The sequence below is a fragment of the Salipiger marinus genome, assembly GCF_900100085.1.
Lineage (GTDB): Bacteria > Pseudomonadota > Alphaproteobacteria > Rhodobacterales > Rhodobacteraceae > Salipiger > Salipiger marinus.
Map to the genome: position 1 here is coordinate 59,487 of NZ_FNEJ01000025.1, position 23,205 is coordinate 82,691.

28 protein-coding genes and 1 pseudogene are annotated in these 23,205 nt (G+C 64.2%); 2 read left to right on the forward strand and 27 right to left on the reverse strand.

The genetic code is table 11. From position 1 onward, the window contains the following. Positions 1-45 precede the first annotated feature (45 nt). The 8 genes from mnhG to BLR51_RS21875 are packed head-to-tail and all read right to left on the reverse strand — an operon-like array spanning position 46 to position 6,616. On the reverse strand, positions 46-366 hold the full coding sequence (mnhG, locus tag BLR51_RS21840) for a monovalent cation/H(+) antiporter subunit G (protein ID WP_089850991.1): 321 nt from the start codon (positions 364-366) through the stop codon (positions 46-48). Continuing rightward, positions 359-649 (reverse strand): MrpF/PhaF family protein, encoded by a 291-nt coding sequence (locus BLR51_RS21845; protein ID WP_089850993.1) that lies wholly within the window; start codon positions 647-649, stop codon positions 359-361. Before BLR51_RS21845 ends, mnhG begins: the two co-directional genes overlap by 8 nt. Continuing rightward, complete coding sequence (locus tag BLR51_RS21850) at positions 646-1,128, reverse strand: Na+/H+ antiporter subunit E (RefSeq protein WP_089850995.1); 483 nt, start codon at positions 1,126-1,128, stop codon at positions 646-648. The genes BLR51_RS21845 and BLR51_RS21850 overlap by 4 nt, the downstream gene beginning before the upstream one ends. Then, complete coding sequence (locus tag BLR51_RS21855; protein WP_089850997.1) at positions 1,125-2,621, reverse strand: Na+/H+ antiporter subunit D; 1,497 nt, start codon at positions 2,619-2,621, stop codon at positions 1,125-1,127. Before BLR51_RS21855 ends, BLR51_RS21850 begins: the two co-directional genes overlap by 4 nt. Beyond that, positions 2,618-2,977 (reverse strand): Na+/H+ antiporter subunit C, encoded by a 360-nt coding sequence (locus BLR51_RS21860; RefSeq protein ID WP_089850999.1) that lies wholly within the window; start codon positions 2,975-2,977, stop codon positions 2,618-2,620. Before BLR51_RS21860 ends, BLR51_RS21855 begins: the two co-directional genes overlap by 4 nt. After that, the gene (locus BLR51_RS21865) at positions 2,977-3,396 is read right to left on the reverse strand and encodes an MnhB domain-containing protein (protein WP_089851001.1); all 420 of its coding nucleotides are present in this window, start codon (positions 3,394-3,396) and stop codon (positions 2,977-2,979) included. Before BLR51_RS21865 ends, BLR51_RS21860 begins: the two co-directional genes overlap by 1 nt. Beyond that, on the reverse strand, positions 3,393-5,639 hold the full coding sequence (gene mbhE, locus BLR51_RS21870; RefSeq protein ID WP_089851003.1) for a hydrogen gas-evolving membrane-bound hydrogenase subunit E: 2,247 nt from the start codon (positions 5,637-5,639) through the stop codon (positions 3,393-3,395). Before mbhE ends, BLR51_RS21865 begins: the two co-directional genes overlap by 4 nt. Beyond that, positions 5,639-6,616: a universal stress protein gene (locus tag BLR51_RS21875; protein ID WP_089851005.1), complete on the reverse strand. Its 978-nt coding sequence runs from the start codon at positions 6,614-6,616 to the stop codon at positions 5,639-5,641. The genes mbhE and BLR51_RS21875 overlap by 1 nt, the downstream gene beginning before the upstream one ends. Before the next feature lie 105 nt (positions 6,617-6,721). On the opposite strand from BLR51_RS21875, the gene BLR51_RS21880 reads away from it, so the two are divergent. Continuing rightward, entirely contained in the window at positions 6,722-7,642 is a 921-nt protein-coding gene (locus tag BLR51_RS21880) for a LysR substrate-binding domain-containing protein (RefSeq protein ID WP_089851007.1), read from the forward strand. Between the two features lie 650 nt (positions 7,643-8,292). Here the strand turns inward: BLR51_RS21880 and BLR51_RS21885 are convergent. The 19 genes from BLR51_RS21885 to BLR51_RS21970 all read right to left on the reverse strand — a co-directional run bounded on the left by BLR51_RS21885 (position 8,293) and on the right by BLR51_RS21970 (position 22,809). Further along, positions 8,293-11,019, reverse strand: coding sequence for a methyl-accepting chemotaxis protein (locus BLR51_RS21885; protein WP_165616898.1), 2,727 nt, complete (start codon positions 11,017-11,019; stop codon positions 8,293-8,295). Between the two features lie 206 nt (positions 11,020-11,225). Next, a complete protein-coding gene (gvpA, locus tag BLR51_RS21890; protein WP_089851011.1) occupies positions 11,226-11,438 on the reverse strand; it encodes a gas vesicle structural protein GvpA in 213 nt (70 codons plus the stop codon). Between the two features lie 126 nt (positions 11,439-11,564). Continuing rightward, entirely contained in the window at positions 11,565-12,674 is a 1,110-nt protein-coding gene (locus BLR51_RS21895) for a coiled-coil domain-containing protein (protein ID WP_089851013.1), read from the reverse strand. Between the two features lie 85 nt (positions 12,675-12,759). After that, complete coding sequence (locus tag BLR51_RS21900; protein ID WP_089851015.1) at positions 12,760-14,256, reverse strand: chemotaxis protein CheW; 1,497 nt, start codon at positions 14,254-14,256, stop codon at positions 12,760-12,762. Between the two features lie 68 nt (positions 14,257-14,324). Further along, positions 14,325-14,636 (reverse strand): gas vesicle protein K, encoded by a 312-nt coding sequence (locus tag BLR51_RS21905; RefSeq protein ID WP_242656807.1) that lies wholly within the window; start codon positions 14,634-14,636, stop codon positions 14,325-14,327. Next, positions 14,633-15,223: a hypothetical protein gene (locus BLR51_RS21910; RefSeq protein WP_089851018.1), complete on the reverse strand. Its 591-nt coding sequence runs from the start codon at positions 15,221-15,223 to the stop codon at positions 14,633-14,635. Before BLR51_RS21910 ends, BLR51_RS21905 begins: the two co-directional genes overlap by 4 nt. Next, complete coding sequence (locus BLR51_RS21915) at positions 15,220-15,423, reverse strand: gas vesicle protein (RefSeq protein WP_089851020.1); 204 nt, start codon at positions 15,421-15,423, stop codon at positions 15,220-15,222. Before BLR51_RS21915 ends, BLR51_RS21910 begins: the two co-directional genes overlap by 4 nt. Continuing rightward, positions 15,416-16,099 carry a GvpL/GvpF family gas vesicle protein gene (locus BLR51_RS21920; protein ID WP_165616900.1) on the reverse strand — a complete coding sequence of 228 codons (684 nt, stop codon included), beginning with the start codon at positions 16,097-16,099 and terminating at the stop codon, positions 15,416-15,418. The genes BLR51_RS21915 and BLR51_RS21920 overlap by 8 nt, the downstream gene beginning before the upstream one ends. Then, the gene (locus BLR51_RS21925; RefSeq protein ID WP_089851024.1) at positions 16,096-17,022 is read right to left on the reverse strand and encodes a GvpL/GvpF family gas vesicle protein; all 927 of its coding nucleotides are present in this window, start codon (positions 17,020-17,022) and stop codon (positions 16,096-16,098) included. Before BLR51_RS21925 ends, BLR51_RS21920 begins: the two co-directional genes overlap by 4 nt. Further along, positions 17,019-17,261 carry a gas vesicle protein GvpG gene (locus tag BLR51_RS21930; protein ID WP_089851026.1) on the reverse strand — a complete coding sequence of 81 codons (243 nt, stop codon included), beginning with the start codon at positions 17,259-17,261 and terminating at the stop codon, positions 17,019-17,021. Before BLR51_RS21930 ends, BLR51_RS21925 begins: the two co-directional genes overlap by 4 nt. Beyond that, positions 17,261-18,037 (reverse strand): GvpL/GvpF family gas vesicle protein, encoded by a 777-nt coding sequence (locus tag BLR51_RS21935; protein WP_089851028.1) that lies wholly within the window; start codon positions 18,035-18,037, stop codon positions 17,261-17,263. The genes BLR51_RS21930 and BLR51_RS21935 overlap by 1 nt, the downstream gene beginning before the upstream one ends. Next, positions 18,034-18,522 carry an Hsp20/alpha crystallin family protein gene (locus BLR51_RS21940; protein WP_089851030.1) on the reverse strand — a complete coding sequence of 163 codons (489 nt, stop codon included), beginning with the start codon at positions 18,520-18,522 and terminating at the stop codon, positions 18,034-18,036. The genes BLR51_RS21935 and BLR51_RS21940 overlap by 4 nt, the downstream gene beginning before the upstream one ends. Next, on the reverse strand, positions 18,519-18,830 hold the full coding sequence (gene gvpJ / locus BLR51_RS28675) for a gas vesicle protein GvpJ (protein WP_089851032.1): 312 nt from the start codon (positions 18,828-18,830) through the stop codon (positions 18,519-18,521). The genes BLR51_RS21940 and gvpJ overlap by 4 nt, the downstream gene beginning before the upstream one ends. Beyond that, positions 18,827-19,156, reverse strand: coding sequence for a gas vesicle protein GvpO (gene gvpO, locus BLR51_RS21950; protein WP_089851033.1), 330 nt, complete (start codon positions 19,154-19,156; stop codon positions 18,827-18,829). Before gvpO ends, gvpJ begins: the two co-directional genes overlap by 4 nt. Then, a complete protein-coding gene (locus BLR51_RS27495; RefSeq protein WP_131821863.1) occupies positions 19,153-19,398 on the reverse strand; it encodes a hypothetical protein in 246 nt (81 codons plus the stop codon). The genes gvpO and BLR51_RS27495 overlap by 4 nt, the downstream gene beginning before the upstream one ends. Then, positions 19,395-20,294, reverse strand: a complete 900-nt coding sequence (gvpN, locus tag BLR51_RS21955) for a gas vesicle protein GvpN (RefSeq protein WP_165616901.1) — start codon at positions 20,292-20,294, stop codon at positions 19,395-19,397. The genes BLR51_RS27495 and gvpN overlap by 4 nt, the downstream gene beginning before the upstream one ends. A 115-nt stretch (positions 20,295-20,409) precedes the next feature. After that, complete coding sequence (locus tag BLR51_RS21960) at positions 20,410-21,597, reverse strand: AMP-binding protein (protein WP_089851037.1); 1,188 nt, start codon at positions 21,595-21,597, stop codon at positions 20,410-20,412. Between the two features lie 15 nt (positions 21,598-21,612). Further along, a complete protein-coding gene (locus tag BLR51_RS21965; RefSeq protein WP_089851039.1) occupies positions 21,613-22,107 on the reverse strand; it encodes a hypothetical protein in 495 nt (164 codons plus the stop codon). 501 nt (positions 22,108-22,608) lie between these two features. Continuing rightward, positions 22,609-22,809, reverse strand: coding sequence for a PAS domain-containing protein (locus BLR51_RS21970; RefSeq protein WP_242656808.1), 201 nt, complete (start codon positions 22,807-22,809; stop codon positions 22,609-22,611). Between the two features lie 122 nt (positions 22,810-22,931). Here BLR51_RS21970 and BLR51_RS21975 point away from each other — a divergent pair. After that, a pseudogene (locus BLR51_RS21975) lies at positions 22,932-23,205 on the forward strand (IS110 family transposase); the annotation flags it as partial.

Consider the following 23,205-nt stretch of genomic DNA (forward strand, 5'->3'; position numbering starts at 1 on the left):
GCAGCCGGGGGTCTGCGGGTGATGCCGCAGACCCCCGGTGCCGGATCAGTCCTTGTCCACCTCGTCGTGCGGGGGGGTGCGCCACAGCGGTACGCGGGTGGTGACCGCCGCGCGCCCGATCATATGCGCGGCGATGGGGGCGGTCAGCAGCAGCAGCACCACGATGGCCACCGCCCGGATCCACACCTCGGCCGTGCCGAAATGCACCGCCGCCGCCACGGTGATCAGGCTGGAGGCCAGCGTGCCGATCTTGGTGGAGGCGTGCATCCGCATCAGCACGTCGGGCAGGCGCAGCAGTCCCAGCCCGCCTATCGCCGCGAAGAGCGCGCCGACAGCGATCAGAAGCGCGGTGATCATCTCAGTCATTGTTATCCTCCCCGGCAACATTGCGTTCGGCAAACCGGGCCAGCGCCACGGTGGCCAGAAAGGCCACCAGCGCCAGCACCAGCGACACGTCCAGCACCTGCGGCGTGTCGAAGCGGATCGCCGCCAGACCGCCAAAGGCCACCATCGCCATCGTCATCATGTCCAGCGCCACCACCCGGTCGGGCAGGCTGGGTCCGCGCCAGAGCCGGACAAAGGCCATGGCCAGCGCCAGCACGACCAGCGCAAGGCCGCCCGTCACCACAGCGTCAAGAAAGGCGGTCATGTAAAATCCTCCACGGCGTCGATGACCCAGCGTTCGATGCCCGATTTCAGGCTGGCGATCAGCGCCTCGGGATCCGAGGCGAACATCGCGTGGATCGTCAGGGTCTTGCGGTCCTCCGAGACATCAAGGCTGAGCGTTCCCGGGGTCAGCGAGATCAGGTTGGTCACCAGCAGGATACCCTCGTCGCTGCGCACGGTCAGCGGCATTTCGAGGATCGCGGGATGGGCATGGCTGCGCGGGCGCAGGATGTCCCGCGCCACCTCGATGGAGGAGATGAGCAGTTCCCACAGGAAGAGCGGCAGCAGCCGCCCCCATGCCAGCGCCCGCGCCGGGTAGCGGCTGGGGCCAAGCATGGGCTGGATCACGCAGATCACCACATAGCCCAGCAGGGCGCCGATCACGAAATTCGCCAGTGTCACGGTGCCCGTCAGCGCAATCCATGCGATGGCAAGAAGCACGTTCAGTCCAAAGCTGGTCATTGTTCCTCCCCCAGAACGGCGGACACATAGGCGGCCGGGTCCAGCAGGTCGGCGGCGGCGGCTTCGGCAAAGCGGGCGAAGGGATCGGGCGCCATGCCGATCACCATGGTGATGACGGCCAGACCCGCAATCGGCAGCAGCAGCCCGCGCCGGTCAGAGGCCGACAGCTGCGACAGGCTGGTGTCGCGCCCCTCGGGATGGGGGGACCAGAAGGCGGCGGCCCAGATCTTGGTCATCGAATAGATGGTCAGCAGACCCACGACCAGCGCCACGCCCGCGATCACCCAGCCTTCGACGCCGATGGCGGCCTTGACCAGCAGGAACTTCGCCCAGAAGCCCGAGAGCGGCGGAAAGCCCGCCAGCGAAAAGGCCGGGATGATGAACAGCAGCGCCAGCAGCGGGGCGGATTTGTAAAGCCCGCCGATGCGCGACAGTTCGGTGGATCCCGCCAGCCGCTGCACCGCGCCCGCGATCAGGAACAGGTTCGCCTTCACCACGATATGGTGCACGAGGTAGAAGACCGTGCCCACCAGCGCCAGCGGCGTCATCAGCGCAAGCCCCATCACCATGTAGCCGATCTGGCTGACGATGTGGAACGACAGGATCTTGCGGATGTCGCTTTGCGCGGCGGCCCCCAGAACCCCGGTGATCATGGTCAGCCCCGCCACCCAGAGTAGGATCTGGTGGGTGTAGCCGATGTCATGATCGAAGATCAGGGTAAAGCAGCGGATCAGCGCATAGACCCCCACCTTGGTCAGCAGCCCCGCAAACACCGCAGAGACCGAAAAGGCCGGGGTGTGATAGGCGGCGGGCAGCCAGAAGAACAGCGGAAAGACCGCGGCCTTCATCCCGAAAGCCAGCAGGAACATCATCGCGATGACGCTGAGCAGCCCCGGATCCACGCCTTCGACCGCGCGCGACAGGTCGGCCATGTTGAGCGTGCCGGTGGCGCCGTAAAGCAGACCGACCCCGGCAAGGAACAGCACCGTGGCGATCAGGTTCAGCGCCACATATTTGACGCCGCCATCAATCTGTTCGGGGCTGCCGCCCAGCACCAGCAGGCCGAAGGAGGCGATCAGCATCACCTCGAACCAGACATAAAGGTTGAAGAGGTCGCCGGTGACGAAGGCGCCGATGACGCCCGCGATCAGCACGTTGAAGATCGCGTGATAGCCCAGCTGTTCCAGCCGCGTGTCGATGTCAGCGAGCGCATAGACCGACACCGCCAGCGCGATGATCGCGGTGATCAGCACCATCACCGCCGACAGCCGGTCGGCCACCAGCGTGATCCCGAAAGGCGCGCCCCATCCGCCCATCTGGCCGGCGACCACGCCCTGCGCGTTCACCTCGACCAGCAGCAGGGTGGCCGCGACCAGCAGCAGGGCCGATCCCGCAATGGAAATCCAGCGCCCGGCGGCCCGCCCCTTGGCCAGATAGGCTGCGATGGCGGTCGCAAAGGGCAGCATCAGCGGCGCAACAAGAAGCCAGCTCATTTGGTAACCTTCGGTTCAGCCACCCGCATGTCGTCGCCCTCCAGCGTGCCCAAGGTGGTCCAGGCACGGAAGGTCAGCACCAGCGCAAAGGCGAAAAGCCCGAAGCCGATCACGATGGCGGTCAGCACCAGCGCCTGCGGCAGCGCGTTGGCCACGGTGCCCGCCGGGGCATAGGCGCCTTCGGGGATCAGCGGCGGCGCACCGGGGGTCAGGCGGCCCGACACGAAGATCGCAAGGTTCGCGGCATTGGACAGCAGCACGAGCCCGAAGATGTAGCGCAGCAGTTCGCCGCTCAGCATCAGGTAGACCGCTGCCGCCGCAAGGCCGCCCACGGCAATCGCAAAGAAGGGTTCCATCAGATGTGCTCCTCCATCTCGAAGACGAGGGTCAGCACCGCGCCGAAGACGACGAGGTAGACGCCGATGTCGAACACCAGCACCGAGGACAGCGGCAGACCCTTGCCGCCGTCTTCTGCACCCAGAAACAGCCACTGTCCGGTCAGGAAGGCATCGCCGGTCAGCGCGGACATCAGCCCCGCCAGCAGCGCAGCACCCAGCCCGAGCATGGCCAGCACTTCCGGCGGCAGGCGCAGGGCCTCGCGCGCGCGGTCCGTGCCATTGGCCATGGCCTGCAGGATGAACCCGGTCGCCCCGGTCAGCCCGCCGATGAAGCCGCCGCCGGGTTCGTTATGTCCGCGCAGAAGCAGATAGATCGAGAAGACCAGAAGCAGCCCGGTCAGGTAGCGTGTCGCCACGCTGAGAATAAGGGAATTCAACGGGTCCGTCCTTTCGTACCGCGCAGAAGCGCGAGCGCCGAGAGTGCGGCGATGGCGACCACGGCGATCTCGCCGAAGGTGTCGATCGCGCGGAAGTCGACGAGGATGACATTGACGATGTTGCGGCCATGGGCGTCAGGATAGCTTGCGGCCTCGAAATAGCTGGTCAGGGACAGGTCCAGCGGCTGGCCCAGCACCGAAAGCAGCATCAGGCTGACGCTGGCGCCCACGGCGACCGAGATCACCGCCGCCCCGGGCCGGAAGCGCGGCGCGGGCAGGCGCGGCAGTTTCAGCAGCGCCACCGCCACCAGCACCACCACCAGCGTTTCCACCAGAAGCTGGGTGATCGCGACATCGGGCGCGCCATAGATCAGGAACACGAGCGAGATCGCGATGCCCGAGGTGCCCAGCCCGGCAATGGCGGTGATGCGCGAGCGGGTCAGCAGCACCAGCACGCCCCCCGCCAGCATCAGCGCCGCAACCGCCGCCGGGGCCCAGGAAAAGCCGTCAAGCGTGAAGGCGGGCAGCGGCAGACCGCGCGCCAGCATGGTCACCAGCAGGGCGCCCGCCACGGTGCCGAAGGTTGCCGCCAGATAGAAGCTGAGCTTTCCGGACTGGATCCGGGCCGCCTGCCATTCGGCAAAACCCTTCAGCCCGTCAAGGAAACGGTCCCAGCCCCGGTCAAGATCGGGCAGCATCCCCAGCGTGTGGGCGAGCCCGGCGCGCAGCGGCCTGTGCCCGGCATAAAGCGCAAGACCCAGCGCGAAGGTGGCAAGGCTGAGCAGCAGCGGCAGGTTGACCCCGTGCCACAGCGTCAGCTCCGCCGCATTGGCGGCATCGCCGGTCAGCGCGGCCACGGTGGGGGTGACCAGTGCCTGCTGCAGCGGCCCGGGGAAGATCCCGAAAAGCGTGCCCGCCACGCCCAGCACCACCGGGCCCGCCAGCATCCGCCACGACCGTTCCTTCGGTGCGCGGGGCAGGTCCGCGGCACTGCCCAGCCAGAACGGGCGCAGCGCCACCACGCCTGCCACGGCGAACATCAGCGCATTGGCCAGCACCAGCGCGCCCGCCACCAGCACCGGCGCGTCGGCGGCCAGTGCGCCGGCGTATTTCAGCTCCTTGCCGATGAAGCCGAGGAAGGGCGGCGCGCCTGCCATGGACAGCGCGGCCAGCGCCGCTGCACCTGCGGTCAGCGTCATGCTGCGCCCCAGCCCGCCAAGCTGCGCCACCTCGCGCGTGCCGGTGGCCGCGTCGATATTGCCCACCACCAGAAACAGCGCCGCCTTGTAAAGCGAATGCACGATCAGGAAGGTGGCGAAGGCGGTCATGGCATAGCCCGAGTCCTGCCCCAGAAGCAGGGTCAGCGTGCCAAGCGCCATCAGCGTGGTATAGGCCAGCGCCTGTTTCAGGTCGGTCTGCCGCAGCGACTGCAGGCTGGCAAAGACGGCGGTGGCGGCGCCAAGGATCGTCAGCGTCCAGATCCAGCCGGGCGTGCCGGACAGCGCCGGATGCATCCGGGCCAGCAGGTAGATCCCCGCCTTGACCATGGTGGCCGAGTGCAGGAAGGCCGAGACCGGGGTGGGCGCGGCCATGGCATTGGGCAGCCAGAAATGCACCGGCACCTGCGCCGATTTGGTCAGCGCCCCCGCAAAGACCAGCACCAGAATGCCCGTATAGGCGGCATGGTCGCGCAGTTCGTCCGCGGCAATGATCTCGGAAATGGAGGTGCTGCCCGCCGCGAAGCCCATCAGGATCAGCCCGGCCAGAAAGGCCAGACCGCCCGCGCCGGTGACAAACAGCGCCTGCAGCGCGTTGCGGCGGCTTTTCTCGGCCTCGTGCGAGAACCCGATCAGCAGGTAAGAGGTAAGCGTGGTCAGTTCCCAGAACACGAAGAGCAGGATCAGGTCATCTGCCAGCACCAGACCCAGCATCGCCAGCAGGAAAGAGGTAAGGAACAGCGCAAACCGGGCATATTGCGGATGCCCGGCAAGGTAGCTGTCGGAATAAAGCAGCACCAAGGTGCCGATGCCGGAGATCAGCAGCGCAAAGGTCAGCGACAGCCCGTCCAGCAGGAAGGCCAGTTCGATCCCCTGCGAGGGGAACCATGGCATCGACCAGCGCAGCACCTCGCCCGCCGCGATGGCAGGGATCTGCGCCGCGAAGAACGCAAAAAGGGCTGCAGCCAGCAGGACCGGCAGAATGCCGATGAGGCCGTTATTCGTCTTGTCGGATACTGGTGCCATTACTGCGCCCGCATTTCAGGGGAGCCGGTCAGCGATACCGGCGGAACGAAGCCCTCGGGCTTCACGGTCAGAACGGAGCAGGCCACGCGCTTCAGGATGCTTTCGGCGGTGTTGCCGACCAGCAGGCCCGCAATGCCGGTGCGGCCCATGGTGCCCATCACCACGGTGTCGATGCCGTCTGTCTCCACATGGTCAAGGATCACGTCCGTGGGCGTGCCCTTGATGTGCAGGACGCGCATCATTTCGCAGCTTCCGGCGAAATCTGCGGTCAGGCGCTGCAGCCGCCAGTCGCTCTGGCGCTGCGCATTGGCGACAAGCCGGTCGACCTCGGCCTCCGGCACGCGGGCGCGGCCATAGCGCAGCGCCGATTCCTCGGGCAGGCGCCACGCGTTGACCACATCAAGCCACGCCCCGTCCCGTCGGGCCAGAGCGGTGGCGAATTCGAGGATCTGCCAGTTCAGACGGTCGCGCCGCTCATCCTCGGGGTCGGGATCGACCGCGGCAAGGATGCGGCGGGCGCGGGGTTCGGCGGCGACGTTCAGCACCCAGACCGGGCAGCCGCATTTGCGCAGCAGCTGGATGTCGGGATCCGACAGCATCGGACGCGCGCGCGACCGCTGCGCGCCCTTGATGACCAGATCATGCCCGTCGCGCATCACCTGCCGGATGATCTGCACAAAAGGCGTGCCCAGCAGGACCAGCGTGGTCACCTGTATCTGCTGCTCGCGCAGCGGCTCGGCCAGATCCTCCAGCCGGGCGCGGTGCAGGGCAACGATGTCTTCCTCGATCTGGTGGGCACCGTCGGATCCGGCCCAGGCCCGGAACAGCCGCGACAGATCGCCGGGCGCGCTTTCGATCACGTCCACCAGCGTCACGCGCGCGGCATGCGACTGCGCCAGCCAGCACAGCCGCTCGAAGGCATGTTCGTAGGCACTGTCCTCGTCGCACACGACAAGGATATTGCGAAAGTCGCGCATCACCCGCTCCCTGTTTTGGCTTTTGTTAGAGCTAGAGCGGTAGGGCTTATTGATCCAATCGAATGAAGGCCCATTTTTGATAGAAACTATCTATAAGAGGCCCACATGCCCACGCTCAGACAGCTGCAATACCTCGTCGCGGTGGCAGATCATCTGCATTTCCGCCGCGCCGCCGAACAGTGCCACGTCACCCAGCCCACGCTTAGCGCGCAGCTGCGCGAACTCGAAGAACGGCTGGGCGCGCAGCTGGTGGAACGGACCCGCGCGCGCGTCGCGCTGACCCCGTCCGGCGCCGCCATCGTGGAGCGGGCGCGGCGGGTTCTGGGCGAGGTCGAGGAGATGCGGGTGATCGGGCGCACCGGGCAGGGGGTGCTGGCCTCCACGATCCGCGTCGGTGTGGTGCAGTCGACCGGATCCTACCTGCTGCCGCTGATCGTGCCGCAGCTGCATGCCGACTATCCGCAGCTTCGTTTCTACATCCGCGAGGGTCTGCCCGCGACCGTGCTGCGCGAGCTGGAGGACGGATCGCTTGACCTGCTGTTCTTTCCGCTGCCCGTGCGCCGCGCCGATTTCGAGACGCTGTCGCTGTTCCGCGAGCCGATCCATGTGGTGGCGCCGCATGACCACCGGCTTGCCGCCGAAAACGCCGTCGATCCGGCGATGCTGAAGGGAGAGACGATCCTCGCGCTGGAAGCCGCGCATAACCTTTATGACAAGGTGCGCGACATCGGCAGGGATTATGGCGCCGAAATCTCCCATGATTACGAAGGCACCAGTCTGGACACGCTGCGGCAGATGGTGGCCATGGGCATGGGCATCTCGCTGATGCCCGCGCTTTACGTCCGATCCGAGGTGGAGCCGCAGGACATCGTGGTGGCGCGCCCTTTCCGGGGCACGGCGCCCGCGCGCACCATCGGCATGGTCTGGCGCCGCGGCTCGGCCCGGCACAAGGAATATCTGCTGCTGTCGCAGCTGATCTGCCGGATCCTGAAACAGCGGGTGGCCGAGATCACGGTGCTGGGCTGACCTGTCTGGCTAACGGTCACACGGCGGGCTGGCCCGGTCAGACCCTTGGGTCAAGCCGCCCCTCACCGGGCGCGCGGGCGGAGGTCGGGAGCCTGGTTCCTGAGGGTGGCCAAGGATCATGGAGGGATCGCTGGCCCTTGGTCTGGTGAAATCCGGGCAGGGCGCTCTGCGGGACTGGCGCCCTTCAGCAGGATTTGGCGGTCCTCCAGCGGCACCGGAAACTCGCCACTTGGGCCTACCAGTGCCACCATATTGCTCGGGCAGTGCCACCACATCTTGAGCACGCTCTTGCGAGAGGTCTGCTTTTTGCGAAGCTGGTGCGCGCGGCCTCAGCCGTGGTGCTGGCGTGAAGAGGCTGCCCACATGCTGCCTGATACCTTCCGGCGACAGGAAAATGCCCGCCCCTTCCCCCGGACGCGCACAGACCGGATGATCGGTCGAGGCGGAGGCGGCCCCCTCACCACATGTCAGGCCTGTCTCATGGTCAGGCGCCGCGCCATGGCCATGACCGGCACATGGCCCCATGGGAACAGCCGCCGGATCAGGACATGGTTCGCCAAAGGCTTTTGCCAGAGCCATGCGGCGGATAGGTCTTGGCCACGACGGCAGGCTTTGATGCATGTGGTGTGACACTCTGAGGGCTCCGCGGGTTATTGCGCCTGCACCGCCTTGTTCAGATCGTCGATCATGCTCACCATATGGCCCGACACTTTTTCCTGAGAGGCGGCACAGCTGGAAATCGTCTGGATGGAATTTGCGGTACGGGCCATGGACGCCACGATATCCTCGAAGCTGCGCAGCGCTGATTGAGTTCTTTCGGTCCCCTGACCGACCCTTTCACCAGACACGATGATCAGCTTGCCGATTTCATGCGCGGCTTTCGAACTCCGCTCGGCAAGCTTGCGCACCTCGTCGGCCACGACCGAAAAGCCAACACCATGTTCCCCCGCGCGCGCCGCTTCAATCGCGGCATTGAAGGCCAGAAGGTTGGTCTGGTTGGCGATTTCGCTGATCACCCGGGTGATCTCCGAAATATCCGTCGAGGATTTCTCGATCAGTTTGATGGCCTCGATCGCAGCGCTGAGGAAATCCAGCCCCTGACTGGCGGTCTGGGTAGTATTGTCCGAAGCACTCAGCGAAGCCTGAGTCGCTTCCCCGATCTGGGCAATCGATTTGGAGAGGGCTTCCACAACCTCATCCATCCGTTGCGCCTGCCGTTTGATTTCATGCTCCAGATGAACCTGCTGGGTTATGTCATAGGCATATTTCACCACGCCGATCGGCTGGTTCTGGCTGTCCAGCAACGGCGAGTAGGTCGCCTGCACCCAGACTTCCCGACCGAATTTGCCCATGCGCTTATAGCGGCCGGTCATGAATTTTCCTTCGCGCAGATCCGCCCAAAGGTCGCGATACTGTTCCGAGCGGATCATGTCCTGATCGCAGAACATGGAATGATGCTGGTTCTTGACCTCCCGCAGTGAATATCCCATCACCCGCAGGAAATTGTCATTGGCCATCTGCACATAGCCTTCCATATCGAACTGAACCATGGCCTGACTGCGGTCGATGGCGCGCAGCTTGTTATGAAGGTCCATGTCGGCACGTTTGCGTTCAGTGACATCCGTGGCATATTTGACCACTTTCACCGGAGTCCCGGACAGATCAAAAATCGGGTTGTAGGTGGCCTGAATCCAGACTTCTCGGCCACTTTTGGTCAGGCGTTTGTATTCGCCCTGCATAAATTCACCATTTCTCAAGGATTTCCAGAAATCCTCATATTCTGGGCTTTTGACATAGTCAGGCGCGCAGAAAATCCGATGCCGCTTTCCCTTGATTTCTGCTTCGCTATACCCCAGAAGATCAAGGAAATTCTGATTTGCCGCAAGGATTGTGCTGTCAACGGAAAATTCGATTACGGCTTGACTGCGTTCGATCGCTGCCAGCTTGTTTTTGACTTCCGTCGATTCAATCAGATGGACGGTGATATCTTCGCCTATCATGATGATTTTGTAAACTTTGCCTTCACTGTCGAGCACCGGTACGTATCGCGTGCGCAGCCAGACTTCGCTGCCGTCCCGGCACACGATCGCGTAGACGCCAGAGATGCGCTCTCCCTTTCGCAGTTTCGGCCAGAAATCGCGATAGTCGAGGCTTTGGGTCACGGAGTCCGGACAGATGTCGCGGTGTTTCAGGCCAAGCAAGCTGTCCATGTCATAGCCGCTAAGCGCAAGAAAGGCATCGTTGGTGGCGGTGATCGCGCCCGAGGGGTCAAATTGAAGAAAGGGATTTCCGCGATGCAGCGCATCCTCCAGCGCCCGAAGTTCCGCGCATTGCAGGGTCATTTCGGTCACATCCTGAACGATGCTCAGCACCCGGTCGATCTCTCCGGCCTTGTCTCGGAGCGGCAGAAAAGACGCTGTCACCCAAAGCAGGGCGCCTGATTTTGTGCGACGCTTATAGGTGCCGGTGGCCATCAGTTTTGTGCCAAGCGCCGCCCAGAATTCGGACGCCGCTCCGGCCTTGACGTCCGTCGGCACCCACAGGACACTTTGATCCTCGCCGACCAACTCGTCGGCGGCAAAGCCCGTGATGTCGCGATAGGTGCCGTTCACCGACAGAATCTTGCCATCTCCGGCATATTCAACCACAGCCATGGTGTGATCCACCATATCGGCCAGACAGCTGTCGCGGTCAGCCTGCAGCGACTGCTCTGTGCGGTCCAGCAGGTGCAGGATCACGCGGGTTTCGCCCGACGCCTCGTGGCAATGAAGGACGCTGACCACCGCTCCCAGTGCTTTGCCATTGCCCTTGCGCAGGTCCAGATTCAGGGTCACGCTTTCACCTGCCAGCGCTGTGCGCAGCTGCGTGGCATGAGCTTCGTCGAGGCAGAAGGTGTCGATCCGCGAGCCGGTCAACGCGGCGCTTTCCATGCCAAGCATTGCCAGAGCCGTGGCGTTCACACCGGTGACCTCGCCGATCTGGGTCACTTCGATCACGCCGTAATGTGCGTTGATGGCATCCAGGCAGGGCAGCGGTGCGGCAACGGAAGATGGGGCCGACACCCGCTCGCCCACGAGAAGTAGTTCAAGCGGTTCAGTCTGCGGAATGGGCAGGCTGCGCCCCTGAAACATCCCACCTGAGCGGAGGCCAAGATGGAGGTCAACCGTGGCCTTGGGGTCTGGGTTCAGCGCGGCAGGAAGGTCAAAAATTCCGGTCAGTGCGCAGGGCAGCTGGAGGTCGACCCCCAGCGCCGCCCGGGCCGCACTGGACAAGGCAAGCGCCGTACCATCCGATGGACGCAGCCGTATCGCAAATCCCGAGTCGAGGATGGCTTTGCCGAACTCCGTCAGAGGCAGGTCTTTGGTGAGGTCGCTCATGATCCGCGATGTCCTATGGTGATCCGGCCTGCGCCCTTTGGGCCATCGGCGCCGGGGAAGTTTTTCGTCTTGGCGATCCGCTGCGGCGTCCTGCGGGATCATGCTCAGGGCGGGCCTGACGCTGCCATGGCCGGCTCAGGCGCCGGATCGGATGAAAGGCGGGCTGCCCGCGCGGCCCGTCTTCCGGATCGCATTGCAGGGCCGGGTCAGGTGGCCTGCGGGTCGACGGTGAGGCCAATGGCCTCCGCATATTTCAGCCAGGTCTCGACCGAGGCCACAACGGCGCGGACCTCGATCGAAAGCAATTCGATCCCCACCAGAGAGACCCGCACAAAAGCATCCACAACGATGCCCTTGTCCAGGATGCGGTCCACCACCTCTGTCAGGCTGGTGGATGCCAAAGTCTTTTCAACTGCCATGAGTGTCCCTTTCCTCGTTACATTTGGTCCGCTTGGACCGGGGAATTCCCCCGATGAGTCATCGCCTCGAATTCATAATCCTGAGTGAATTTCCTAGGGCACCGAAGTTAAGATCATCTATGTATTTTAAGCAGAATTGCGCAGTTGGGCCGCCTGCTGGCGTTCCTGGCGCGCAATCATCTCGGCCAGCACCATCGTCATGTCGCGCAGGGCCTCTGGCACCCCGTCCGCAGGGGGCTTCTGCAGATCGCCGAGTCGCTGTTCGATGCGGGCCAGCCGCGTTTCCAGCCCGTGCACCGGCTCCTGCGCTTCGAGTCGCCGCGTTGCGGCATCAAGCCTGTTGAAGATGCTGCCTAACCCGGTCAGAAAGCCTCCCAACGCCTGCCGCTCCGCCTCAAGCCGATGTGACTGTGCCCCGATCTGCGCGGAGAGCCGGTCCACGCTGCGTCCGATCTCAACGCGCAGCGGCGTCAGGTCGGGAGAAGTCGGAGACGAGGCAAGCGCATCAATCTGAACCTGAATCTGGTCGAGACGGGTGCAGACATCCTGCACCGGTCCGTCCTGCGGAAAAGCGGTCGAGTCCGGCGGGCGCGCGGCCAGTTGATCCTGCAGCCCGGTAACCGTCGCTTCCAGCCGCTGGACCGTGGCGCCAAGCGCCCGCTGCAGGGCGAACATGCCCTGTCGCTCTGCATCCCTCCGGTGGTCCAGACTGCCAAGAAGCGCCGCGAGCCGGTCCACGCCATGGGCAAGTTCGTAACGTAGCGGGGTCAGATCCAGCGCCGGTTCTTCGGCGGGCGGGGGCGCCTCGGTCAGGATCTCCAGCCGGATGCGCATGTCCTCCAGCACCTCCGCCAGATGCAGGCTCTGGTCGGACTCGGGCGCGGCCGCCGCTGCAAGCTGCTCAATCACCGTCTCGGTGGCGCGCTGCGCGTCGGTCTGCTGTGCCCGCAATGCGGCAAGACCCTCTGCGAGCCGGTCGAGCCCCAGGCTGACCGCATCTTCGGAGTCGCGAACCCGTGCAAGGATGTCGGGCAGGTTGCGGCCCATCGCGCCGAGGCCCTCATCAATCCGCCCGAGGATCCGTTTTGCCCGGGCGGGAAAATGTGTGTCTTCCCCCATGTCCTCCGGTGGCAGTGTCAGCAGATGCGCCACCTCCATTGTCGCAAGCTCCATATCGTCAAGACGGCGACACAGCTCGCTTTCGCTGTCCGAGATCATCCGCATCAGCGTTGCCATCGCCCCATGCGGGGGCACAACTGGGCGGTAGGTCGGCTGGGGCAGCTCGTCAGTTGGATCGGATGGCACGCAGAAAGCTCCTTTGTCAGAAGAAACCGCCGGAGACCGGCAGTTCCCGCGCCAGATCGAAATGCTGGATAAACTCGCCAGTGTTCGGTTTGCGCAGCATCTTTTCGGCCTCGCGACCGATGGGCTGACAGCGCGTCACCTCCTCCAGCTGCTCCACCGCGGCACCAAAAAGCTGTTCGCCCAGCCGGAACAGCAGCACGCAGGCCTTGTTCTCCTCGTAAAAGGCAAACTCTCCCAGAACGCTGGCGACCGAAAAAATCGGCACGACCCGGGCGCGATGGCTGAGCACGCCCATGTATCCGTCATGGCGTGTTTCGGCGTAAAGCAGGCTTTCGGGCAGCCGCAGGATCTCGACAATGTCAATCAGCCGGCAGGCCATGCGCTGCTGTGCCGAGCGGGACACGAGGTAGAGTTCCGCCGGCCCCAGCGCCTCCACAGCCCCCGGGTCAGACATGTTTTTTGCGGTGGTGGCGGCGAGTTGTTCCAAGGCCTGGTCCCGCAACACGCGTCCGCTGTCCATCACGAGGTAATGGCTGCCATCGGGCCGCATGTGGATGCCGCAAAAAAGGTTCTTCCGGGTTGAGATCACCGACGGCACATCCAGAAGTTCGTCGTTGCGAATATGCACGATGTCAAAAAACCGGTCGATTTCAAAGGCGACATACCCGCCCGCAGGCACCCGCATCGCCACCGAAGCCGAGCGTTCGGGCCTGCAGAAATTGGCGCCAAGGCCGAGAACCTGCAGACTGTCGAGAATTGGAATATCCGCGCCGTGAAGCTGGATCACCCCGTCACAGGGTCCATGGGCAATGGGGCTGTCACGCAGCGTGTGCATCGGAATCGTGGCGTGGATGTCCTCCACCGGGAAGGCGATGCCATGGCCGTTATAGCTGCACAGCAGGCAGGCGGAACGCCCGCCCTGAGCCGCCTGCCGTCCGCCGACGGGTCGGGCGCGCTGGTGGGCGAAAGGCAGTTGCGGCTGGTCAAACAGGATACGCGGATCGAGAATCCCCACGACCAGGCCATCATGTACGAAGCTGCGCCCCCCGGCGAGGAGGGCGGCGCTTCCGACAACCCCCATCTCGGCCAGATGCTGGTCATCAAGGGAGGTCATGCCTTGCAGCGAGTCGACCACAAGGCCGATCATGCGCTGCTGGCTATCGTCCATCAGGATGATGACCACCCGTTCGGACAGGGGCTGTTCAGAGTAAAGGCCCAGAATGGCACCGATATCGGTCAGCGGGATGGTGTCCTGTCGCAGCACCATCGCCCCGAGCAGACCGGGCAGGTCCATCGCCAAGGGGCTGACGTTTCCGGGAAAAGGCACAGCTTCACGGATATGCAGAACCTCGATGGCCACCAATGTGCCGGCAATTCCCACAAGCCCATAGGTTTCAGCGTGAGCAGTGGTGCGGGGGCCGGACGCGGCACCTGCTGCAGTCGGGTCGTCGGCATGAACGGCCTCTGCCTCTGCAGCCGAGGCGACGGTACCGGGGGATTCGTCAAGCGACACTGGTGACAGGCTCCGATCAGGTTTCTATGCATCCTAGAAGTGGCAGCCTAACGTCGGATTAAGGGGACTCAGACGCTGCGCCCCAACGGCCCGAGATCAAGCGACAGATCGCCGGGCTGCAGCCCGAACTGCGCAGCCAGCCGGTGCAATGCCTCCTCCGCCCGCATCAGGGTAAGGCCAAGCCGCTCTTCTTCTTCGGGGGTCAGGCTGCCCGCGTCCATTCTGCGCACCGCCTGCAGTTCCATCAGTTTGCGCAGGAATTCCATCAATCCGAGCACGAGGCGGGCCATGTCCTGTTCCACCCGCTCCGGGTCGATCTTCAGGCGGGAGATCTCCGCCAGCGGCGAGGGCCAGTCTTGGGTCGGGTCGGGCGCGGTCACGTCGGCTCCGTCAGGCGGGCGGTGAGGGCTGCGGCGTAGCCAAAGGCGGGCCATGGTCCCGAGACCCGGCAGTCGACGCCCTCGGGGCAGGCGGCATGCAGCGTTCTGGCATGGGAGTGCATGAGATCCGGCGGCAGCAGCACCGTCGCCTCCACCGGAGCGCCCGGAGAGGTGGGCAGCAGATGGGCGCCGGGCAGGAGATCCCGCAGGCAGTCCTGCATCGCGCGCAGGCGGGCATGCTGCAGCGTCCGTTCCCGCAGCCAGTCCCGTCCCGAACTGGACGGCGGACCCGACCCGGTGGTGTCAGGCTGCAGGGTCACCAGCATTTCGCCCTGACCGGCGAGGTCGTCAAGCGCCGCACTTAAGGCTGCGATGCGGGGCCTGATCCAGTCGCAGGCTGCGGCCAGTTTTGGCGCCTGCCGCGGTGAGAAGGGAAGAAAGGCGCCGAGCTGCTCCTGTGCGGCAAGACAGCGGTCCAGCCGGTCCGTGTCGGTTCCGTCCGGCTGCCAGAGCAGGGCCAGCGGGCCCGTCTGAACGTGATCGAACTCGCCCGCCTCTTCCGCCCGGCAGAGACCTACGGCAATCATGCCTCGCCCCGGAGCAGACGGTCCGGCGTGGTGAGCACTGCCTTGAGGCCCAGATAGACCAGATCGATCCCCGCGACGGTGAGCCAGAGCTCGCCTTCGATCACGCAGCCCCGGTCCAGCACGCGATCCACAAGATCGACCAGCGTCCGGTCGCTGCCGGACAGGGCATGGCGGGGAGATAAAAGCTGAGGGTCAGGCATCCGTCATATCCTCCATGGGCAGGTTCGCAAAGCTGTACGGCGGGAAAGGACCGGTCAGGCGCGCGCTCATTTCCGATGCGGCAGACCAGTCCGGGAGCGAGGTCTGCAGCAGCGTCGCCGCCACCGGGTCCATCAGCAGCGACAGCGACAGAAGCCGTGGGGCCATGACCGGACGCAGGTCGCAGTCTTTCGCCAAGGCACTGGCATGGCTGCGCAGATGCCGCAGGTCTGTGGCGCGCGCCTCTGCCTCAAAGCTGCGGGTGTCGCGCAACTGCTTGCGGGCGCGCAGGAAATCCCGCCCGTTCGCAGGCTGCGGCAGGGGCTGGACCGGGGTCAGAGGCGCCTCCTCGACCACGAGCGCATATTCGGCCAGTCCCGACATCTTGCGCAGCTGCAGTTCCAGATTGGGGAGTTGCGGCGTGATCGCCGCCTGCAGTGCTGCGCCGTCAGAAAAGCATGTGCCCAGCCGAACCGGCAGGACCGGCCCGGTCTTGAGGTAAAGCCCAAGCAACAAATCATGGGCCAACACGGCATGCAGCCCGTCCGGTTCCCCGGGCGGAGTGGTCAGGTCGGACACCAGTGCAGATACCGGACCCAGGGGCACCTGTCGGTGCGCTGGCGCCTCTGCCGGGGTGTCGGCAGGGAAAATCACGCCATGCAGGCAAACCGGGGTCATTCTGGCCTCGCCCATGGCAGAACCGGGGGCGGCAGGCTTGACGGGTGCACCGGTGCCGCGCATCCGTCGCGCCGAACCTCCAGCAGGTGAAGCGGTGGCAGCGGCCCTTCTGCAAGGTCCAGCGCCGCAATCCGTGACAGCAGCGCCAAGGCGTCAGGGTCTGCGCCCCGCATCAGGGCCGTCCGCCGCGCGGTGGCAAGCGCGCGCAGGGCGGAGAGGGTGGGCACTGAGCCAAGCGACATCCCCAAAGCCTGCGCCGCCAGCTGGAGTTCGGACCACGGCAGCGCGCGCAGGGTCGCGAGCGCAAAAGACATCGCCGGGCTGGGCCCCACCAGTTTCAGCCGCAGTCCCTCCGGCCACATGGCGTCAATCCGGGCCAGCGCCAGATCCAGCTGGCTTTCCGAGGCCCCGTCGATAAGGAGCACCCGGTTCAGCAGCATCTCGGGTCCGCTGACCGGGAGGATGATCCTGTCCAGCACCAGCGGGTCCAGCGCTGCCTCAATCTCGGCAACCAGTGTCTGTGCCAGCAGTTCGGGGGGCAGGTCTGGCGCGGTCGCTCGGCGTTCCGCAAAATATGCGCCCAGCCCGGATTGGTCCGCGCAGATGGTCAGCTGAAACTGCACCCTCCCCTCAAGACGGTCGAGCCATGCCGTCAGTTCCCGCTCCCACGGGGCCAGGTCGGCGGGACGCAGGCGGATCCCGGGCGGGACCACCAGCACCGGACCGTATGGCATCATAGCCTCGATCAGGGCCTGTCGTTCTGCGGCGCGGCGCAGGACGGCGCGGCGCCGATGCCGCAAGGCAAAGCCTGTCAGCACCGGGGCAGGGCCTTCCACGAGAGCCAGCGCACCGAAGGGTTTTGCCACAAGGCCTTCGGGAAGGGGCATGCGTGGGCGGCGCAGCAGAGCGAGGGGCTCGGTCATTTTATAAGCTCCGCCGCATGGGCCAGCCGCTGCAGGAGAACATGCTCCGCCGCGTCATATTCTGCTTCGTCGATCATGCCCTGATCGACCGCCTGCTCCAGATCATCCAGGGCTCGACGGAGGCGCGCCGGATCGTAATGTTCGGCCTCTGCGGCGATTGCCACCTGCTTTGTCACCCAGATTGCCCCGGCGAGCGGTGCCGTGACAGGGGCCGTGATCAGCTTGCGCAGCAGGCCCATCACACGACCTCCCTGTCCATGTCGGCATCGGCCAGTGAAAAGGACACGAAGTTGAACGGCGGGGTCGGGTGAACCAGCCGGATCTCTGGGGCGGCATCGGCAAAGCCACAGCAGGACGCCGCCTCCTCGACCGCGCGGGTAAAGGCGGCCACCTCCGTCTCCGGCACCAGAAACGCGGCACGCAGAACCTGAACATCGTCTTCAGGCGCCTGCAGGACATGATCGCGGGCGAGGGGCCGCAGGGTTTTCAGAAGCGCCTTCTGCGCCAGGCCGCGGCGCAGATCCAGCGTTTCCGCCACGCGACGACCAAACGCTATCTGGTCCAGCTGCGAGCCTCCGGCGTGGCTGACAAGCCGGTCGCGCTGCTGACGCAGGCCGTCATCTTGGGCCAGCGTGCTGGCTAGCGCCGCCTCGCGCGGAAAGGCGATGCGCAGGCCAAGCTCGGCATGGCCTTCGAGTCTCTCGAAGGTTGCAGAGATTTCGTCTGCGGCGGCGGTGATGAGGTGATCAATCCGGGCGGCGTCGTGACTGACATGACCAAAGCGAAACGGCAGCAGCGGACCATGAACCATCAAATCTTCCAGAACACGGGCATGGCCTTTGAGAAAACGGCGACGCTGCGGCACGGGTGTCCCGTCGCTCGGTCCATATGCGAGAGACCACTCCCCGATTTTCCGCGCCTCGACGGATCCGGACAAAGCGTCAACCGGCTGTCCGGCGAGCGCCGCGTCAAGATCAGGGCGGCGAAGCAGGCCATAAAGGTAAACCGAGGTCATGCTTCTTCTCCCGTCCGCGGCGCCCGCAGGGTGAGCGTTTCGGCACGGAAGGTCATTTCCATCTGCTCCCGAGCGAGATCCTCCGGCAGCTGAATCGACAGGCGGTGGCGAGGCGTGTCAACCGTCAGCTGTCCGGGGCGGCTGTCGATGCGAATGCTGGCAAGACTTGCGCCGGGAAGGTGAGCTGTCAGGGTCCAGTCGGCTGTGGTCTGGCGCACCTCATGCTCCGGTGCCGGGCGCGACTTGGCGCTGGCGGCCTCCTGAAACTCCGAGAGGCCCCCGACGCGGATGTGATGATCCACATGAACCGTGTCGGCGGCCAGATCCGCAATCGGGCGCAGCCTGTCCGCAAACTCGCGGACTCCGTCAGATACGCTGCTCAGCAGCCCCCCAAGCCGAAGATCGATCTCGGTCAGCCGAGCCTGGACGGCTGCCTCGGGATCGGGCGGGGTGTCGCTCTGGGGCTGATCTTTATGATCTGTCATATGAGTCCTCCAGCGATCTGGCCCTGATCCAGGCGACGCTCCAGCGCCGCAATTCGTTCGATCAGCAACTGGTTTTCCTGCTCCAGCCGATGAGCCTCGGCAGAGAGCCGTGGGTCGCTTTCCCACCAGTTGATGCCAAGCTCTTTGGCCTTGTCGACGGTGGCAATCAGGAGCCTCAGCCGGATGGACAGAAGCTCGATCCCCACCAGAGAAACTGAAACATCGCCCGCGATGACGATGCCCTTGTCGAGAATCCGTTCAAGAATGTCGGCAAGCCCGTCCGGCTGCAAAGCGTTGCGCTGGGTCATGGCTCACGCTCCTCGCGGTGATACCGGCGCAGACGACGGAAACTGAGCAGTTCGCCCTCTGCATCCAGCATCAGTTCGTAGGCTGCCAGAAGGTCGTTGTCGCCAAGGCGGGCAGGGCTTTCGATGACCTCGATCACCACACGCCATCCGGGGCCCTCGCGCTCGGCAGAGGCTATTCCGTCAAAGGGTTGCGTGGTGATGTCGGGCAGTGCGGCGCGGGCCAGGGCCACGGCGGGGGACAGGGAGAGGGGACTTGGCTGCACACGTGCCGAAGAGGCGGGCACGGCCCAATCTCCCTGCTCCGCAGTTTTTCTGGGAGCGGTCATGGCCAGGGCTCCCCTTCCGGCTCGGCCAGTCGCGACAGCAGCTGATCTGCGCGCCGGGTGTTGGTGCGCAACTCCTCTGCAGCCAATTGGCCCCGCCGTTTCAGCTCCATCAGGCCGCGACGCAGCCGGTCACGCTGAAACTCGACCTTGACCAGCTCTACGGCGGCTTCGGTGCGGGTGCGCGGAGGGCGGCGGCAGACAGAATTGGGACGCCGAGGATGGGCGGTTGGGGGACGTTTCATGAAGCCACCTTCATCTCTTGCACGTCGTCTTCGGTCGGCAAAGCCCGCAAGGCCTGCTTCAGCGCGGCCTCGAACCCCTCGGAACCGCCGCGACCATAGCGGCTGCGCAGGACGTCCACACAGATTTGGACAAAATTCGGATCCCGCGCGCTGATCTTCGTCTGCTGCGCGGCCACCAGCCGCCCCAGCAGAAGCGCGGTGCGAATGGACGCCGCCGCACCGGCATCTCCGCGCCGCAGGTCGCGCACCAACTGCACCAACCTGTCCGCCATCTCCTTCGGCAGACCCGTGCGCGCGGCGACAATGCCGCGTTCGGTGTCCGCTGGAATGTCATCCAGATCGAAGGTTACAACCCTGTCGATGAGCGCGTCGGGGGCATGTTCGATGCCGACATAATCATGCGGGTTCGAGGTCAGGATCATGCGGAATTCTGGATGCGCGGGCATATGCTGTCGCCCGGCCCGGGCGTCGTGGAAAACCAGAACCCCTTCCTCAAGCACCGACAGCAGCACCGAATTGGCCTGGGGCGAGGCCCGGGTGAATTCGTCATAGATCAAGGTATGGCCGTGGCGCATCGCCTCCGTGAGGATCGCGTCTTTCCAGTCGGACCGTTCCTGCGTTTCGGTGCGACGGACGCGGCTGATGTAGCTGTCAACGGTCTGACGTGCGGTGCGCCCGATCTCGCGACCCACCATGTCCTCGCGTGTCAGCCATTTGTCCCCGGTCAGAAATGAGACGGGGCGTCCCAGCCGAGCCGCGATGCGCAGCGCAAGCGTTGTCTTGCCCATGCCCGCGGGACCACGCAGATGGACCGGCACCCGCACCGCCAGATAGGCCAAGGCCCGGCTTTGCAGCGACAACAACTCCTCATCCTCGAAGAAGCTGTCGGGGGCCATAGGTGACGTGTCTTCAGGATAAAGCGAATGTGCCAAGCGCGGCTCCTGTTTCTGCGGGGACAACGCATCGGCCCCCCGTCGCACTCGGCATAGCATCCACAAGATGAATGTCTGCTTAACCGCCGAGAGGCATTTCCATCTGATTGGACCAGTCTGTGACTTTGCCGAGCGCGTTGCGTGGCAGACTGGCGCCAAACGCGTAACTGACGGGCCGGGCGGCGGGCGCGTGCTCCGCGTCCATCAGACTGCGCAGCGTGTCTTCCAAGACAAGGGGGTCGACGCCGGGGCAGGGCACGACAAACGCCTTGATCCGCTCGCCCTCTGGCCGGACATAAGCCTGTGCCACGTGCGGATGACGTTCCAGAGTCGCGGCCACGGCTGCCATGGACACGTTGTGTCCACCGATCTGTATGGCGTGGTCGCGACGGCCAAGTACACGGAACTGCTCTGCCTGCCAGCTCAGGTGGTCCTGCAGGTCCAGCCTCTGACCATTCCGGGTTGGGGGATCACCAGCATCGAGGTGTGGCAGTAGCCGGAACAGCGCCCCTGCGCTCCGCCGGGTCCCGACACCGCCAGTTTCGGAAGAGCCGTAGATCTCGGTAAGGCTGGCCAGACCGGCGCGGCGCGCCAAAGTCCAGAGCGTGTCAGGCGCAGGCGCCGTGGAAGATAGGGCATGGGCGGACAGCGGCTTGCCGGAACAGAACGGTAAAGCCCGAGCAAAAAGATGTGGCGTAGCGATCACAAGATCGCCCGCATCAAGGTGCCGCGACAGGGCACCGGGGCCCTTTTCAGACAGATCCAGAACGCTGACCTTCAGACGGGAGGGCAGCAGCACCGTAAAAAGAAAGCCATAAATGTGCTGCGGAGGCACCAGGGCCACGATCCGGGCGGGGCGGTCAACAAAGCTGTGTGCAATATGCACATCTATTTCAGCCAACAAGTCTTCAAGAGGGTGGAATAGTATCTTAGGCGCGCCGGTGCTGCCCGAGGTAAAAAACCCCATAGCGGCAGCAGTCGGCAGCAGACGAAAATGTTCTTCCAGTAGGTCAGCCCAAATATCCAGCTGCGGCTGGATGTACATGTAATCTTCAACACCAGTTGATTGTAGAGAAAACCGGGTGTTGAAAGCTGAAACAAGGTCGATGCGAGCAAGGCTGTCGAATCCAAGGCCGTCCTCGTCCAGCCGCATCGCGGCACCCCACTGCGCGGGGTGCAGGCGTCGGGCGCGATCCGGGAAAAGGCGGAGCAGAGTCTCGAAGATCACCGCCTTGCATAGTCTCAAGGCTTGGTCATGGTGGATCATCGGCGCCTCCTCTTGTCACATTTCAGCATCAAGCTCATGAAGAAATTCGCCCACCAGACTAGCGAAGTGGGCACGCGCTTCGGAGATTTCAGCACGAAGCTGCATCGCGCAGGCTGCAAACTCCGCCGCACTTGCGCTTGGAGAGGGGATAAAGCGCTCCGCCTTCACGTCCTGTGCGGCGTCGTACTTCTCCAGCGCAGTCATTGCAGCGTCCAAGTTATCGAACTCCCACGCTCGACAGTAATCGGTTTCGTCTTCCGATTGATAGAAGCGCTTCACAGTCAGAACAAAACCCTGCGTGCTTCGGAAAAGGTTGAATTCATACCACCACGCCATGTCTGGAGCAAAGCTCATTGCCATTCCAAGTTCGGCGCCAGTGAAGATGAGCGGTCGTGCCCCAATCCGTTTGATGCGGTATTGCATTTCGGCAGAAGCGCGCGGCACCGGGGCCGACGTTTCGTAAAAGGGGACAACCTGCTCAGTCAACTTCGCTTCGGTCATATATTGCATTGCAACTCCTCTCGCCGGACACGCGTCGGCTGATCAGGTTCGGGTGACAGGACCGGAGGCCTAAAGCGCACCGGGAGGGACAGGGGCCGCAGCCTCCCACGATAGACTTGGACCAAGGCAGGCAAATATTGCCGCAAGTTCGCTCGGATCAGCAATGAAGGCCGCCAGATAGCGGGGTCTCGCATCGCTGAGCGAAGCAACCACCTGCATTGCGATGCGATCATCGCTAGCGAGGTAAAAACGCACGCAATCCCCTATTTGCCCAAGTAGAGGCATAGAAAGCAAAAAAAGGCCTTCGAAGCAAAGCGGCCTTAGCCCGTCACGCCGCAACCGGAAGCTATCAGGTTGCGGGCGCGGGGCGCGACTTTGCCGGGTCGCAGCGAAATCATGTGCAGCAGTGACAGTCTCCGGTAGAATTACCCCGCTGCGAAGCCGTTTTAGCTCGGGATCAATCCGGATCCGGTATCGCGTGCCCTCGCCCGGCATCTCCATTTCCGCGGATCATACCCGCTTCACGAACAGCCAGCAGGACTGACCATCGGGTTGCGATTTCATGTGGATCTTCACGTTCGCATCCGTGCCCTTATAGCCGAACTTGTAGTCGAACATGACGTTCACCTGACCCGTACGATGGAATTTGATGAACTCGCCATGGAAGCGCTTGCCCTTAGCGCAGGGAGCAATCTGGTTGAAGAAGTCCATCCCCACCACCTGATCAGGGACGCGGTTCGCGATCAGGCCTTCGGCTTTGATGGTGTGACCGCCCCCCGACGGCATCTAGTGTGCCAAGGTGGGTCAGCAATGATCCACGGGAGGGAGCGGTCATGTCGAAGATTACCACGGTCGGGCTCGATCTGGCGAAGAATGTGTTCCAGCTTCATGGGGCCGACGCGACCGGACGCGCGGTTCTACGACGCAAGCTGCGGCGGGGGCAGGTGCTCGAGGTACTTGCCAGTCTTCCGTCCTGCACGGTGGCGATGGAGGCCTGCGGAGGCGCCCACTACTGGGGGCGGGAGATCGGCAAGCTGGGCCACGAGGTGCGGCTGATCCCGCCGGCCTACGTGAAGCCGTTCGTGCGGCGGCAGAAGAACGACGCAG

What these genes read in the sequence shown, in the direction of transcription:
- mnhG (WP_089850991.1), bottom strand. Translation starts at nt 366, where the DNA reads ATGACTGAGATGATCACCGCGCTTCTGATCGCTGTCGGCGCGCTCTTC.
- BLR51_RS21845 (WP_089850993.1), bottom strand. Translation starts at nt 649, where the DNA reads ATGACCGCCTTTCTTGACGCTGTGGTGACGGGCGGCCTTGCGCTGGTC.
- BLR51_RS21850 (WP_089850995.1), bottom strand. Translation starts at nt 1,128, where the DNA reads ATGACCAGCTTTGGACTGAACGTGCTTCTTGCCATCGCATGGATTGCG.
- BLR51_RS21855 (WP_089850997.1), bottom strand. Translation starts at nt 2,621, where the DNA reads ATGAGCTGGCTTCTTGTTGCGCCGCTGATGCTGCCCTTTGCGACCGCC.
- BLR51_RS21860 (WP_089850999.1), bottom strand. Translation starts at nt 2,977, where the DNA reads ATGGAACCCTTCTTTGCGATTGCCGTGGGCGGCCTTGCGGCGGCAGCG.
- mbhE (WP_089851003.1), bottom strand. Translation starts at nt 5,639, where the DNA reads ATGGCACCAGTATCCGACAAGACGAATAACGGCCTCATCGGCATTCTG.
- BLR51_RS21875 (WP_089851005.1), bottom strand. Translation starts at nt 6,616, where the DNA reads ATGCGCGACTTTCGCAATATCCTTGTCGTGTGCGACGAGGACAGTGCC.
- BLR51_RS21880 (WP_089851007.1), top strand. Translation starts at nt 6,722, where the DNA reads ATGCCCACGCTCAGACAGCTGCAATACCTCGTCGCGGTGGCAGATCAT.
- BLR51_RS21885 (WP_165616898.1), bottom strand. Translation starts at nt 11,019, where the DNA reads ATGAGCGACCTCACCAAAGACCTGCCTCTGACGGAGTTCGGCAAAGCC.
- gvpA (WP_089851011.1), bottom strand. Translation starts at nt 11,438, where the DNA reads ATGGCAGTTGAAAAGACTTTGGCATCCACCAGCCTGACAGAGGTGGTG.
- BLR51_RS21895 (WP_089851013.1), bottom strand. Translation starts at nt 12,674, where the DNA reads ATGGCAACGCTGATGCGGATGATCTCGGACAGCGAAAGCGAGCTGTGT.
- BLR51_RS21910 (WP_089851018.1), bottom strand. Translation starts at nt 15,223, where the DNA reads ATGATTGCCGTAGGTCTCTGCCGGGCGGAAGAGGCGGGCGAGTTCGAT.
- BLR51_RS21915 (WP_089851020.1), bottom strand. Translation starts at nt 15,423, where the DNA reads ATGCCTGACCCTCAGCTTTTATCTCCCCGCCATGCCCTGTCCGGCAGC.
- BLR51_RS21920 (WP_165616900.1), bottom strand. Translation starts at nt 16,099, where the DNA reads ATGACCCCGGTTTGCCTGCATGGCGTGATTTTCCCTGCCGACACCCCG.
- BLR51_RS21925 (WP_089851024.1), bottom strand. Translation starts at nt 17,022, where the DNA reads ATGACCGAGCCCCTCGCTCTGCTGCGCCGCCCACGCATGCCCCTTCCC.
- BLR51_RS21930 (WP_089851026.1), bottom strand. Translation starts at nt 17,261, where the DNA reads ATGGGCCTGCTGCGCAAGCTGATCACGGCCCCTGTCACGGCACCGCTC.
- BLR51_RS21935 (WP_089851028.1), bottom strand. Translation starts at nt 18,037, where the DNA reads ATGACCTCGGTTTACCTTTATGGCCTGCTTCGCCGCCCTGATCTTGAC.
- BLR51_RS21940 (WP_089851030.1), bottom strand. Translation starts at nt 18,522, where the DNA reads ATGACAGATCATAAAGATCAGCCCCAGAGCGACACCCCGCCCGATCCC.
- gvpJ (WP_089851032.1), bottom strand. Translation starts at nt 18,830, where the DNA reads ATGACCCAGCGCAACGCTTTGCAGCCGGACGGGCTTGCCGACATTCTT.
- gvpO (WP_089851033.1), bottom strand. Translation starts at nt 19,156, where the DNA reads ATGACCGCTCCCAGAAAAACTGCGGAGCAGGGAGATTGGGCCGTGCCC.
- BLR51_RS27495 (WP_131821863.1), bottom strand. Translation starts at nt 19,398, where the DNA reads ATGAAACGTCCCCCAACCGCCCATCCTCGGCGTCCCAATTCTGTCTGC.
- gvpN (WP_165616901.1), bottom strand. Translation starts at nt 20,294, where the DNA reads ATGGCCCCCGACAGCTTCTTCGAGGATGAGGAGTTGTTGTCGCTGCAA.
- BLR51_RS21960 (WP_089851037.1), bottom strand. Translation starts at nt 21,597, where the DNA reads ATGATCCACCATGACCAAGCCTTGAGACTATGCAAGGCGGTGATCTTC.
- BLR51_RS21965 (WP_089851039.1), bottom strand. Translation starts at nt 22,107, where the DNA reads ATGCAATATATGACCGAAGCGAAGTTGACTGAGCAGGTTGTCCCCTTT.
- BLR51_RS21970 (WP_242656808.1), bottom strand. Translation starts at nt 22,809, where the DNA reads ATGGACTTCTTCAACCAGATTGCTCCCTGCGCTAAGGGCAAGCGCTTC.